10 protein-coding genes and 1 tRNA gene are annotated in these 13,094 nt (G+C 70.9%); 9 read left to right on the top strand and 2 right to left on the bottom strand.

Features of this window, described 5'->3' with window-relative positions:
• Positions 1 to 205 precede the first annotated feature (205 nt).
• The gene (locus AB0D46_RS10895; RefSeq protein WP_362876969.1) at positions 206 to 1,639 is read left to right on the top strand and encodes a DUF234 domain-containing protein; all 1,434 of its coding nucleotides are present in this window, start codon (positions 206 to 208) and stop codon (positions 1,637 to 1,639) included.
• A 74-nt stretch (positions 1,640 to 1,713) separates the two neighbouring features.
• Positions 1,714 to 4,191 (top strand): helicase-associated domain-containing protein, encoded by a 2,478-nt coding sequence (locus AB0D46_RS10890; RefSeq protein ID WP_362876968.1) that lies wholly within the window; start codon positions 1,714 to 1,716, stop codon positions 4,189 to 4,191.
• Between the two features lie 81 nt (positions 4,192 to 4,272).
• On the opposite strand, the gene AB0D46_RS10885 is transcribed toward AB0D46_RS10890, so the two are convergent.
• On the bottom strand, positions 4,273 to 4,680 hold the full coding sequence (locus AB0D46_RS10885; protein WP_362876967.1) for a GIY-YIG nuclease family protein: 408 nt from the start codon (positions 4,678 to 4,680) through the stop codon (positions 4,273 to 4,275).
• A gap of 553 nt (positions 4,681 to 5,233) precedes the next feature.
• Between AB0D46_RS10885 and AB0D46_RS10880 the strand changes: the two genes are divergently transcribed.
• Positions 5,234 to 5,551 (top strand): hypothetical protein, encoded by a 318-nt coding sequence (locus tag AB0D46_RS10880; protein WP_362876966.1) that lies wholly within the window; start codon positions 5,234 to 5,236, stop codon positions 5,549 to 5,551.
• 329 nt (positions 5,552 to 5,880) lie between these two features.
• Here AB0D46_RS10880 and AB0D46_RS10875 read toward each other — a convergent pair.
• Positions 5,881 to 5,952 (bottom strand) — tRNA-Arg (locus tag AB0D46_RS10875).
• Between the two features lie 106 nt (positions 5,953 to 6,058).
• On the opposite strand from AB0D46_RS10875, the gene AB0D46_RS10870 reads away from it, so the two are divergent.
• The 6 genes from AB0D46_RS10870 (at position 6,059) to thrB (ending at position 12,844) form a co-directional block, all read left to right on the top strand.
• Positions 6,059 to 6,529, top strand: coding sequence for a response regulator (locus AB0D46_RS10870; RefSeq protein ID WP_362876965.1), 471 nt, complete (start codon positions 6,059 to 6,061; stop codon positions 6,527 to 6,529).
• 135 nt (positions 6,530 to 6,664) lie between these two features.
• Entirely contained in the window at positions 6,665 to 7,645 is a 981-nt protein-coding gene (gene nrtL / locus AB0D46_RS10865) for an ArgS-related anticodon-binding protein NrtL (RefSeq protein ID WP_362876964.1), read from the top strand.
• A 19-nt stretch (positions 7,646 to 7,664) separates the two neighbouring features.
• The gene (lysA, locus tag AB0D46_RS10860) at positions 7,665 to 9,056 is read left to right on the top strand and encodes a diaminopimelate decarboxylase (protein ID WP_362876963.1); all 1,392 of its coding nucleotides are present in this window, start codon (positions 7,665 to 7,667) and stop codon (positions 9,054 to 9,056) included.
• 156 nt (positions 9,057 to 9,212) lie between these two features.
• Complete coding sequence (locus AB0D46_RS10855; RefSeq protein ID WP_362876962.1) at positions 9,213 to 10,517, top strand: homoserine dehydrogenase; 1,305 nt, start codon at positions 9,213 to 9,215, stop codon at positions 10,515 to 10,517.
• 6 nt (positions 10,518 to 10,523) lie between these two features.
• Entirely contained in the window at positions 10,524 to 11,594 is a 1,071-nt protein-coding gene (thrC, locus tag AB0D46_RS10850) for a threonine synthase (protein ID WP_362876961.1), read from the top strand.
• A 308-nt stretch (positions 11,595 to 11,902) separates the two neighbouring features.
• A complete protein-coding gene (gene thrB / locus AB0D46_RS10845) occupies positions 11,903 to 12,844 on the top strand; it encodes a homoserine kinase (protein ID WP_362876960.1) in 942 nt (313 codons plus the stop codon).
• The last annotated feature ends 250 nt before the right edge of the window (positions 12,845 to 13,094 follow it).

Here is a 13,094-nt window from a genome sequence, read left to right as displayed (position 1 = left end):
AGGCCGGCCACCACGGGCGCCCGACCGCCCTCACCTGTGGCTGAGCCACCGGCCTTCGCGCTGACCGGCGCGGAGCGCGCCGATCCCTTCCCCTCCGCCTCGGTGGGGTTGCCGGTGAGAGCGCCAGAAGCGAGCTAGGGTCTAAGTAAGATTCAATCTACGTAATATCGAACCTACGTTTGCTGAATGCCAGGAATGGGCGCTGATGGAGTTCAAGGGCAGGTCTGCCGACCTGGATCAGCTGGCTCGGCAGCTGGGCCTGGTGGTCAGCGGTACGGGCGCCACGCGTGGTCAGGCCGTGACCGTGACGGGCCGGCGCCGGGTGGGCAAGTCTCGTCTGGTCCAGGAGTTCTGCGACCGTTCCGGGCTTCCGTACGTGGTCTTCCAGGCGACCCGGGGACGCAACGCGGTGGCCGAGCGGGCGGACTTCGCCTCGACGCTGGCGCATTCCCCTCTTCCCGGGGCCGAGCTGGTGGCCGGGCTGCAGGCCTCCGACTGGAACCAGGCGCTGCGTTCCCTGGCGGTCGCGATTCCGGACGATGTCCCGAGCATTGCGGTGCTCGACGAGGTGCCGTGGCTGGTGGAGCAGGACGGGGAGTTCGAGGGGGCGCTGCAGACGGTCTGGGACCGGCACCTGTCCGCCAAGCCCGTCCTGCTGATCCTGGTCGGCAGTGACATGTCGGTGATGGAGGCGCTGCAGTCCTATGGCCGCCCGTTCTTCGGCCGGGCGTCCAAGATGACCGTACGGCCGCTGCATCTGGCCGATGTGCAGGCGATGACCGGTCTGGACGCGGCGGAAGCGGTGGACGCGCTGCTGATCACCGGAGGGTTCCCGGAAATCGTTCAGTCCTGGCGGCCGGGGATGGGCCGCCGAGACTTTCTGCGCGAGACCGTGTCCAACCCGCTTGCCCCGCTGTTGGTGGCGGGCGAGCTGTCGCTGCTGGGGGAGTTTCCCGAGGCGTCCCACTCGCGCGCGATCCTGGAAGCGGTCGGCAGTGGCGAGCGGACCTTCTCCACCATTGCCGCGCAAGCCGGTGGTGCCGGCGCACTGCCCTCGGGCACGTTGTCTCCGCTGCTGAACACGCTGCTTGCCAAGCGAGTCCTGGCCGCTGACCTGCCGCTCTCGATCAAGGCGGACAGCAAGAACAAGCGCTATCGCATCGCTGATCCGTACCTGCGGTTCTGGCTTGCTTTCCTGCAACGCGGGATCCCGTTCATCGAGCGCGGTCGTGGTGATCTGGCGCTGGAGCGCATCGAGCGGTCGTGGACGACATGGCGGGGCCGGGCCGTGGAGCCGGTCGTCCGCGAGTCGCTGCTGCGGCTGCTGCCCGACGAGATGTGGCCGCAGACGGAGGCGGTCGGGGGCTGGTGGAACCGGCAGAACAACCCGGAGATCGACCTGATCGGAGCCGACCGCGAACCCGTGGCAGGTCAGGTCCATTTCATCGGCTCGGTGAAGTGGCTGGAGTCGCAGCCGTTCGGCCGACGTGAGTACGACGCCCTGGTACGAGACGTGCTCGCTGTGCCCGGCGCCGAGCGGGACACGGCGCTGGTGGCAGTGTCCCGCTGTGGTGTTGAGGACGATCTGCCCCTTGCGGCGCATTGGGGTCCGGAGGACCTTGTTCGCGCCTGGCAGTAGTCAGGGAAACCGCGAGGGTGGTGACGCGGCCGGTTCACCCCCGCGGGGTGACCGGACGGCGCTAGCCTGGCCGGGTGAATGCGCGTACCGCCCTCGCGAAATGGCTGGGCACCCTGGATCCCGAGCGGCTGACCGCATTGCTGGAGGAGCGGGATCTGCCGCTCGCCGCCGGGTACCGACGGATCACCACCGTCCGCGAGCTCGCCGAACACTTGCTCACCGACGAGTCGGTGGGCCAGGGCCTGCTGGCGGGCACCGCCGGAGAACTGGAATTGCTCGCTTCCATCGCCGCCCTTGCTCTGGAGCGGCACGGCCCCGCAGCCGGTGGGGAGGACGAGGATGGGCCCCGATACCCCTGGCAACAGCGGAAGCCCGTTCCCCCGGTGGAACCCGCGGACCGATTGGTGCCCGAGGGGGACGTACTGTCCTGGTTCGAGCCGGGGGAGAAGCGGCAGCGGGCGGAACACACACTCACCCGACTGCGGGAGCGCGCGTTGTTGCTCCCCGCGCCCAAGGGCCGACTGGCGCTCCCACCACTGCTGCACGTCCGCGCCGCCGGGTTCGACGGTTACGGGCGTACGGCCGACCGGCTGCTGACCACCGCTTACAACGCCCCCGAGGTCAAGCGGATCGCCGCAAACCTCCTCGGCGAGGGCGCAGCACGTACCCGCGACCAGGCCCAGGAGCTGATCACCGCCCTGCTCGCCGACCCCGCCCGGGTGCGGGCACTGGTGGCGGATGCCCCGGCCCGGGCGCTGGAGCTGCTGGACCACCTGGTACCCGGCCCGCCGCTGCTGCGTACCCACTGCTTCGCCGGCCGGTACGGGGAGCAGCACGCGGGACCGGACTCCAAGTACGTCTTCCGGGAGGGCGGCAGCGGTGACGAGGGCACCGACTGGCTGGCCGCGCGCGGACTACTGGTCCCCGTCGGTCTCGACCTGGTGGAGCTTCCCTACGAGGTCGCCCGTGCGCTCCGCGATGGGGGCGCGGCACCCAGCCCCCGACTGGAACCAGAGCCGTTCACCGCCACCGCGCCGCTGCCGTCCGGCTGGGAGGGCGAGGGTGGCACGGCCGCCGCGGCGGCCGCCTGGCGGGCCGAACTGGTACTGCGGGCGCTGGCCGCCGAGCCGGTCGCGATTCGCAAGGCGGGCGGGATCGCCGTACGGGACACCCGGCGGCTGGCCAAGGCGGCCGGGGCCGATGAGGCCGGCACCCGGCTGTGGCTGGACCTCGCGGTGAACGCCGGACTGGCCGCGCCCCGGGACGACGAACCGGCCCCCGCTTTCCGCGGCCGCCGGAACCCCAAGGCCCCCAAACCCTCCGCCCGGCTGTTGCCGAGCGACCGCTACGACGCCTGGGCCGCCGCTCCGCCCGCGGGCAAACTGCTGCCGCTCCTGGCAGCCTGGGCCGTGGTCCCCGCAGTTCTCAGCCACTGGCCGGACCCCGACGAGACCCCGGTCGCGCTCATCAGCCCGCAGGACGAGGACGCCGTGACCCTCCGCGCGGGGGTCCTACGAGCGCTCGCCCTCCTCCCCGACGGACACGGGCTGACCGCGAACGCGCGCGGATACACCGAACTGCTCGCCCTGGCCGCATGGTTCCAGCCCGCCCTGCGCACTCACCTGGCCGCAGACGCCACGGGGGAGCTGACCGGCCTGGACGGAGTCCTCGACCGCATGGCGGCCACCCTGACAGAGGCGGCCCTGCTCGGCGTGGTCGCCCACGGCGCGCTCACCCCCGTCGGGCGGGCCCTGTGCCGCCTGCTGGAGGCGGGCGCCGCACACCACTACCCGGCAGTGCCCGGCGCGGGCGCCGACCCGTCCGCCCGCGGCTCGGAGGGCCTGGGCGAAGACCTTGCCCTCCGCCCCACCCTGGCGAAGGCGGTGGCCACCCTCCGCGAGGAGCTGTACGCAGCGCTGCCCGAGCCCAGCGACAAGGCCCGGTTCCAGAGCGACCTGACCGCCACCGTCACCGGCGCGCCCGCACCCGCCCTCGCCGACCTGCTCTCCACCGTCGGGGACATCGAGTCCGAGGGCCACGCGGTGGTCTGGCGCATCACGGCAACCTCCGTCCGCCGGGCCCTGGACGCCGGCTGGAGCGCGGACGAACTCCTCGACCGCCTCACGGCGGCAAGCGAGCGCGACATCCCCCTCCCCCAACCACTGGCCTACACGATCAAGGACACCGCCCGCACCCACGGACAACTCAAGGTGGTCCGCGCGGCCTGCTGCATTCGCTCCGACGACATCGCCCTGATCGCCGAGGTGGACCAGGCCCGCGGCCTGGCCAAACTCCGACTCCGCCGGATCGCCCCCACGGTCCTGATCTCCACAGCCCCGCCGGAGGAGACGCTGTCAGCCCTCCGCACGGCCGGCTACGCCCCCACCCAGGAAGCCGAAACGGGCACCACACTCCTCGACCGCGCCCCCACCGACCGCGCCCCGACCCTCATGCCGACCCTGGACCACGCTCACGCTGCCTACGGTGAACCGGGTCGCGGCGCCCCCGCGAGCGCCCGCCTACTGGCCGCCACCCTTACTGCGGCCGGCTAGGAGGCGCGCGTCAGACGTCGCCTTCGGTGCCCACGTCTGGCGCACAAGGCACCGGGGCGACAAGGGTGGGGACGGGTGCGATCAGTGCTGACCATGGCCGTTCAGGGGGCTCGCCGCGTCCGTTGTCGTACTCAGGAGGCTGAGGGCGTGTCGCGTATACGTCACCTGGCAGAAGCCTTTAGCTTCGAATACGACACTCCGACAGTTGTCCGGCCCCTCCCGATCCGACAGCCACACCAGCCGGTCTCCAGCGACCAGGCGCTCTCGACCCATGAGTAGGCGGTTGTGGGCGGTTCCCTCGCGGTCGAGGAACGGTAGGGCAACACGATCGCCGGCCCGCAGCCGGTGGACGGCGGGCAGCGACCCCCACGTGCCAATACCGGTCACGACTTGCTGGCAATGGTGGATCGCTCTCTTGGCAACATCCGGGGAGACGCGGAAGAACTCCCGGTTGGCGGAGACCCTGTGACCCGCCAGGAGGCGGTGCACTGCGCGCTCGAAAGACCCGGAGCGAGACCAACGATGCTCTGTGCTCGATCACCGAGGCCACGCTTCGAAGGACGCGAGGCCGGCCGGATGACGAGTTGGTGCGGCGGGCAGTCGCGGCTGCCGCGACGCAGCGGCGCAAGCGGATGACGTTCGTGAACGCGGTGGGGTACGCGATCGAGCTAGGTCAGCTCCGTGCCGATCCGCTGGCCGACATCAGCTGGCGCAGCACCGAAACCGTTCAGCAGGCCGATCCCCGGGTGGTCGTCAATCCCGTGCAGGCCCGGAACCCGCTCTGTGCGGTCTCCTACGTCGGTGGTTACGGGCGGGCGCGGGGGCGGAGGCTGGTCGGCCTCTTCGCCGGGATGTACTACGGGGGCTGCGGCCGGCCGAAGCCGTGGCGGTTACGTTGCCGGACTGCGAACTGTCGACAGAGGTGTGGGGCAGCGTGGTCCTTCAGGCCACCCGCCCCTCCGTCGGCAAGAGGTGGACCGACAGCGGACAGAATCACGACCTGCGCGGCTTGAAGAGCCGACCGCCGGGAGGCACGCGTACGGTGCCACTCCCGCACGAACTCGTCAGCCTGTGGCGGGAGAGCGTCGACACCCTCGGCACCGCGGACGACGGTCGGCTGTTCTTGAACGAGGAGGGCGGCATCGTGGGATCCCCCACCTACGACCGTGCCTGGCACGAGGCCCGCGAACTCGCGCTTTCGCCGGGCCTGGTGGCATCCACCTTCGCCGCCCGCCCCTACGACCTGCGGCACTCGGCCCTGTCCACCTGGCTGAACGCCGGCGTCGATCCCACCGAAGTCGCCGAACGGGTTGGGAACAGCGTAGAGGTCCTCATAACCCGGTATGCGAAGTGCCTTTAGGGGCGCCAGGCCCTCGCGAACAAACGCATCGACGCGCTTCTGGACGAGTACAACTGAAGGTCCGTCATGATTCTCACGGAGAATCAAGCGGTCCGCGTAGGCCTTTTGCGTCCCACGCACTCTCCCGCGCGAGCCGGTTGGGAGCCACGAGGTCGGGCACGCCCGATCCCGTCGACGTGTCGAGGTGAAAGCGCAGGTCGGGGACGCGTGCGGGGCAGGATGCTGAAAGGTGCAACGGTCACACAGGCCATGTGTCTTTTGGCATGAACAAGAAAGCCTCTGACTTGCATTTCTGCAGGTCAGAGGCTTCTTTAGCACTCCTTGCGAAGTGCCCCCGGCAGGATTCGAACCTGCGCACACGGCTCCGGAGGCCGTTGCTCTATCCCCTGAGCTACGGGGGCGTGTCGTTCGCTTTGCGGCGACGGGTTGAACACTACCAGCATCCCCGGGGTGATCAGGAACGGTTTCGGGTGGGAGGGGGAGGTCCGTTGCCCGGAGGGGGTGGAAGTGGCGAAAACCCGGACGCGGGGGCTTAGGGCAACCTACTCTCGAGTTGTGCCAGGCGCCTCGGGCCGGGTGCTTGTTGTCGACGACAACAAGGTCATCCGGCAGCTGATCAAGGTCAATCTCGAGCTGGAGGGCTTCGAGGTCGTGACCGCGAACGATGGTGTCGAGTGCCTGGACATCGTCCACCGGGTGAACCCCGACGCGATCACCCTCGATGTGGTCATGCCCCGCCTGGACGGGTTCGGCGCCGCCGCGCAGTTGCGGGCCGATCCGCGGACACGGCATCTGCCCGTCGCCATCGTGAGCGCCTGCACGCAGTACGAGGTCGAGGCCGGGATCGCCGCCGGGGTCGACGCGTTCGTCGCCAAGCCCTTCGAGCCCGCCGAGCTGGTCCGCGTCGTACGGCGGCTCGTCGAGCGCCGGGACCGGCGCGAGCGGAAGGAGACTCCGGCCGGGAGAGGGCGGGGCTGAGACCCCTGCTCGGCTCATCGTCCACTCGTCCTCCACTCGTCCTCCGCCCCGCCGTCCCGTCGCCGTTCCCGGCCCCCTGTTCACATGCCGAAACCCGATGCATGCCCCTCGGGCTTCTCCCCTAGGCTGGGTGTCGTGATCCCCGCCGACCTCTCTCGTGCCGTCGTACGCGCCGTGCGCCGTGCCGTCGAGGACGGGGAGCTGGGCGGGACCGTGCCCGCGCGCGTCGTCGTCGAGCGGACCCGGCCCGGGGGTGTGGGGGACTACGCCTCGCCCGTCGCCTTCCAGGTCGCCAAGGGCGCCGGCGCCGCTCCGGCCCACGTCGCACGCGTCCTCGCCGGCCGGCTCGCCGCCGAGCCCGGCATCGAGAACGTCGAGGTCACCGGCGCCGGGTTCCTCAACTTCACCCTCGCCACCCGCTCCGCCGCCGCCCTCGTACGGGACGTCAGGGCGCGCGGCACCCGGTACGGGTACGCCCCCGACGGCGAGCTGCGCGCCCGCGTCGTCGGCGACGCCGTCGCCCGGATCCGCCGCAGCCAGGCGGCCGCCCCCGACGGCGCCCCGAGCGCGGCGGGGAACCGGACCGCCCCCGACGGCGCCCCGAGCACGGCGGGGAACCGGACCGCCCCCGTCGCCCGCCGCGACGGCGACGTCGTCGCCGGGTACGGGACGGACGCCGCCGCCTGGGCCATGCTCGGCGTCCCGGCGCGCGAGACCCCCTCGTTCACCGCCGGACTCCTCGTACAGGACGAGTCCAGCGAGCTCTTCCGCGTCCGGTACGCCCACGCCCGCGCCCGCGCGCTCCACCGCAACGCCGCCGACCTCGGATACCGGTCCGAGCCGGGCGACGTCGACGCGCCCGCCCTGCTGGCCGCCCTCGCCGAATACCCCCTCGTCCTCGAAGCCGCCGCGCACCACCGGGCGCCCGAGCGACTCGTGCGGCACCTCGTCACCGTCGCCGACGCGCTGCTCGACTTCCAGTACGACGTCCTGCCCCGCGGAGACGAGAAACCCTCGGCCGCCCACCGTGCCCGGCTGGCACTCGCCGAAGCCGCCGGGACGGTGCTGGCCGGTGGCCTCGCCCTGCTCGGCCTGGACGCCCCCGACTTCCTGTGACCCGCGAAGAGAGATTCCGATGAGCCGTTCCGCGCACCCCGCCGGGCCCCGCCACGCCGACGTCCTGCCCGAAGGGCACTACGCGCCGCCGCCCGCCGACCTGAACAAGCTGGACGAGAAGGTCTGGGCCCGCACCGTCACCCGCGACGACCACGGCGTCGCCCGCGTCGGCGGCATCGAAGTGACCCGGCTCGCCGAGGAGTTCGGCACCCCCGCCTACTTCCTCGACGAGGAGGACTTCCGCGCCCGCTGCCGCGCCTGGGCGAACGCCTTCGGCAAGGACGCCGACGTCTTCTACGCGGGCAAGGCGTTCCTGTCCAAGGCCGTCGTGAAGTGGCTGCGCGAAGAGGGCCTGAACCTGGACGTCTGCTCCGGCGGCGAACTGTCCACGGCGCTGGCCGGCGGGATGCCCGCCGAGCGGATCGCCTACCACGGCAACAACAAGTCCGAGGCGGAGATCCGCCGGGCCGTCGAGGTCGGGGTCGGGCGCATCGTCCTCGACTCCTTCCAGGAGATCGCCCGCGTCGCGCACGTCGCCCGTGAGCTGGGCGTACGCCAGCCCGTGCAGATCCGCGTCACCGTCGGCGTCGAGGCGCACACCCACGAGTTCATCGCGACCGCCCACGAGGACCAGAAGTTCGGCATCGCCGTCGCCGACGGCAGCGCCGCCGAGGCCGTCCGCCGGGCGCTGGGCCACGACAGCCTCGACCTGCTCGGCGTGCACTCCCACATCGGATCGCAGATCTTCGACATGGCCGGCTTCGAGGTCTCCGCCAAGCGGGTGATCCGGTTGCTGGCCGCCGTACGCGACGAGCACGGCGTCGAGCTCCCCGAGATCGACCTCGGTGGCGGCCTGGGCATCGCCTACACCTCCGCCGACGACCCGTGCGAGCCGCAGGAGATCGCCAAGGCGCTCACCGAGATCGTCGCCCGCGAATGCGAGAGCGCGGGCCTGCGGGCGCCGCGGATCTCCGTCGAGCCGGGCCGGGCCATCGTCGGCCCCACCGCTTTCACCCTTTACGAGGTCGGCACCATCAAGCCCCTCGAAGGGCTGCGGACGTACGTCAGCGTCGACGGTGGCATGTCCGACAACATCCGCACCGCGCTCTACGACGCCGAATACTCGGTCAATCTCGTCTCCCGCGTATCGGACGCCGAGCCCATGCTCGTCCGTGTCGTCGGCAAGCACTGCGAGAGCGGTGACATCGTGGTCAAGGACGCGTTCCTGCCGGCCGACCTGGCGCCGGGCGACCTGCTCGCCGTGCCGGCCACCGGTGCCTACTGCAGGTCCATGGCCAGCAACTACAACCACGCGCTCCGCCCGCCGGTCGTCGCCGTGCGCGACGGGCAGGCGCGGGTGATCGTCCGCCGCGAGACGGAGGAAGATCTCCTGCGTCTCGACCTCGGATGACCCTCATGTTTCTGGGGGAAGCCCTCAGATCCTGAAAATGGGTGTCTCACTCAATGGACCGAGGATGGAAACTGATGTCCATTGAGTGAGACTGGTTCACACCTGGCGCGCAAACCGCTCGCCGGGAATGCAGGAAGATCGAAAGGCGTAGGTCGAATGATGCGTACGCGTCCGCTGAAGGTGGCGCTGCTGGGCTGTGGAGTGGTCGGCTCAGAGGTGGCGCGCATCATGACGACGCACGCCGACGACCTGACGGCCAGGATCGGCGCGCCGGTCGAGCTCGCCGGTGTCGCCGTGCGCCGCCCCTCCAAGGTCCGTGAGGGGATCGACCCCGCTCTCGTCACCACCGACGCGACCGCCCTGCTCAAACGGGGCGACATCGACGTGGTCATCGAGGTCATCGGTGGCATCGAGCCCGCCCGCACCCTGATCACCACCGCGTTCGAGAACGGCGCGTCCGTCGTGTCGGCGAACAAGGCGCTGCTCGCCCAGGACGGCGCCGCGCTGCACGCCGCCGCCGACGCGGCCGGGCTGGACCTCTACTACGAGGCCGCCGTCGCCGGCGCCATCCCGCTGGTCCGCCCGATGCGCGAGTCGCTCGCCGGCGACAAGATCAACCGGGTGATGGGCATCGTGAACGGCACGACGAACTTCATCCTCGACAAGATGGACTCGACGGGCGCCGGCTACCAGGAAGCGCTGGACGAGGCCACCGCCCTCGGATACGCGGAAGCCGATCCCACCGCCGACGTCGAAGGCTTCGACGCCGCCGCCAAGGCGGCGATCCTGGCCGGCATCGCCTTCCACACCCGGGTCCGTCTCGACGACGTGTACCGCGAGGGCATGACCGAGGTCAGCGCCGCGGACTTCGCCTCCGCCAAGCGCATGGGCTGCACCATCAAGCTCCTCGCCATCCTGGAGCGCGCCGCCGACGGCCTGTCGGTCACGGCCCGCGTGCACCCGGCGATGATCCCGCTGACCCACCCGCTGGCTTCCGTCCGCGAGGCGTACAACGCCGTCTTCGTCGAGGCGGAGGCCGCCGGGCGGCTCATGTTCTACGGTCCGGGCGCCGGTGGCGCGCCGACCGCGTCCGCGGTCCTCGGTGACCTCGTCGCGGTCTGCCGCAACAAGCTCACGGAAGCGACGGGGCCCGGCGAGTCGGCGTACACCCAGCTGCCGGTCAGCACCATGGGCGACGTCGTCACCCGCTACCACATCAGCCTCGACGTGGCGGACAAGCCGGGCGTCCTCGCCCAGGTGGCGACGACCTTCGCGGAGCACGGCGTGTCGATCGACACGGTACGACAGCAAGGACGTCCGGACGGGGTCGGCAACGAAGCCTCCCTCGTGGTCGTCACCCACCGCGCGCACGACGCCGCCCTCTCGGGGACCGTCGAGGCGCTGCGGAAGCTGGACACCGTACGAGGTGTCGCCAGCATCATGCGCGTTGAAGGGGAGTAAGGACCCATGAGCAGCAACCGAACCCACCAGTGGCGCGGAATCATCGAGGAGTACCGGGACCGCCTGCCGGTCACGGCCACGACCCCCGTGGTCACCCTCCGCGAGGGTGGCACGCCCCTCGTCCCCGCCCAGCTGCTGTCCGAGCGCACGGGTTGCGAGGTCCACCTGAAGGTGGAGGGTGCGAACCCCACCGGGTCCTTCAAGGACCGCGGCATGACCATGGCGATCACCAGGGCGAAGGAAGAGGGCGCCAAGGCCGTCATCTGCGCCTCCACGGGCAACACCTCCGCCTCGGCCGCCGCGTACGCGGTGCGCGCCGGCATGGTGTCCGCGGTGCTCGTGCCCCGCGGCAAGATCGCGCTGGGGAAGATGGGTCAGGCCCTGGTGCACGGCGCCAAGATCCTGCAGGTCGACGGCAACTTCGACGACTGCCTGGACCTGGCCCGCGCGCTGTCCGACAACTACCCGGTGGCGCTGGTCAATTCCGTCAACCCGGTGCGCATCGAGGGCCAGAAGACGGCCGCGTTCGAGATCGTGGACGCGCTCGGCGACGCCCCCGACATCCACGTGCTGCCCGTCGGCAACGCCGGCAACATCACCGCGTACTGGAAGGGCTTCAAGGAGTACAAGGCCGACGGCCCGGCCTCCCGTACGCCCCGCGTGTGGGGTTTCCAGGCCTCGGGCTCCGCGCCGATCGTGCGCGGCGAGGTCGTCAAGGAGCCGCACACCATCGCCACCGCGATCCGGATCGGCAACCCGGCTTCCTGGGACTACGCGCTCGCCGCGCGGGACGAGTCCGGCGGGTTCATCGACGAGGTGACGGACCGCCAGATCCTGGCCGCCTACCGGCTGTTGGCCGCGCAGGAGGGGGTCTTTGTCGAGCCCGCGTCGGCCGCGTCCGTGGCGGGCCTGCTCAAGGCCGTCGACGCCGGTCTGGTCGACCCGGGCCAGAAGATCGTGTGCACCGTCACCGGCAACGGCCTGAAGGACCCCGACTGGGCGGTTGCCGGCGCCCCGCAGCCGGTCACCATTCCGGTGGACGCGGAGGCCGCGGCCGTCCGTCTCGGCCTGATCTGACCCGAGCTCCCGCTCGACGCCCACGTTGCCGGATTCCGGAAAGCTTCCGGAATCCGGCAACTCGGCCCGTACGGCACCAAAAGTCAACGGAATTCAGCGGAAGAACGCGACACGCATCGTGCGCCTCCTGTGCGCCCTATGTCGCGGGAGAACCTTCCTTCGATACGCTGTACTTACATCCGCCACCGCGCATATGACGCGGTGCTGCCCCAAGGGCCTTCGGGTGTCGTACGTTCTCCAGTACATTCGCAGCGAAGATCCCGCACCGTCACCAGATCTCGCACAGTCACAAGGAGTGTCATCGACCGATGGCAGGTCCAGCGTTCCGCGCCGCCGCCGTACGAGTGCGCGTCCCCGCCAGTAGTGCCAACCTCGGCCCCGGCTTCGATGCCCTCGGCCTGGCTCTGGGGCTCTACGACGACGTGGTCGTCCGCGTCGCCGACTCCGGCCTGAACATCGACATCGCCGGTGAGGGCGCCGACACCCTCCCGCGGGACGAGAGCCACCTCCTCGTACGTTCCATGCGCACCGCCTTCGACCTGCTGGGCGGCCAGCCGCGCGGCCTCGAGGTCGTCTGCGCCAACCGCATCCCGCACGGTCGCGGCCTCGGTTCCTCCTCCGCCGCGATCTGCGCCGGCATCGTCGCCGCCCGCGCCGTGACCATAGGCGGCGAGACGCGGCTCGACGACGCGGCGCTGCTGGAGCTCGCCACGGAGATCGAGGGACACCCCGACAACGTCGCCGCCTGTCTGCTCGGCGGCTTCACCCTGGCCTGGATGGACGGGGGCAGCGCCAAGGCGATCCGTATGGACCCTGCGGATTCCATCGTTCCGGTGGTCTTCGTCCCGTCCAAGCCGGTCCTGACCGAGGCCGCGCGAGGACTGCTGCCGCGCAGCGTCCCGCACGTGGACGCGGCGGCGAACGCGGGCCGCGCGGGCCTGCTCGTGGAGGCCCTGACCAGGCGTCCCGAGTTCCTGCTGCCCGCCACCGAGGACCGGCTGCACCAGGAGTACCGGGCTCCGGCGATGCCCGAGAGCGTGGCACTCGTGAACCGGCTGCGGGCGGACGGCATCCCCGCGGTCATCTCCGGCGCGGGCCCCACGGTCCTCGCGCTGGTCGACAACGACGCGGCCGACAAGGTCGCGCGGCTCGCCGGCGAGGGGTGGGCGGCCAACCGGCTCGCACTCGACGCCGCGGGCGCGAGCGTCCTTCCGCTGGGCCCCCAGGGAGTCCAGTCCGTGTCCCGGTGACACGGCCCTCCGGGGCGGGCGGCCAGGGCAGGCCGGCCGCTCCGGACGGGGTGACAGCCGGTGATTGAGAGGGGGAATATCTGTTGGATCCGGTAGTGTTAGTCTCGAGTGCGCATCCGAAGCCGCCATGGCTCGGTGCTCAGTGTCCCCGTTCGGGACCACCTTTCTTCCGGGAGCCTCCCCGACTGCTTTGATCGCTGCCAGCAGTTTCGAGCACGCTCCGGAATCGGAATCGGCGTGACATTCCCAC

Source organism: Streptomyces sp. NPDC048383, assembly GCF_040651775.1.
Lineage (GTDB): Bacteria > Actinomycetota > Actinomycetes > Streptomycetales > Streptomycetaceae > Streptomyces.
The sequence above is the reverse complement of the archived record's forward strand: the minus strand, read 5'-3'. Positions and strand labels throughout refer to the sequence as shown.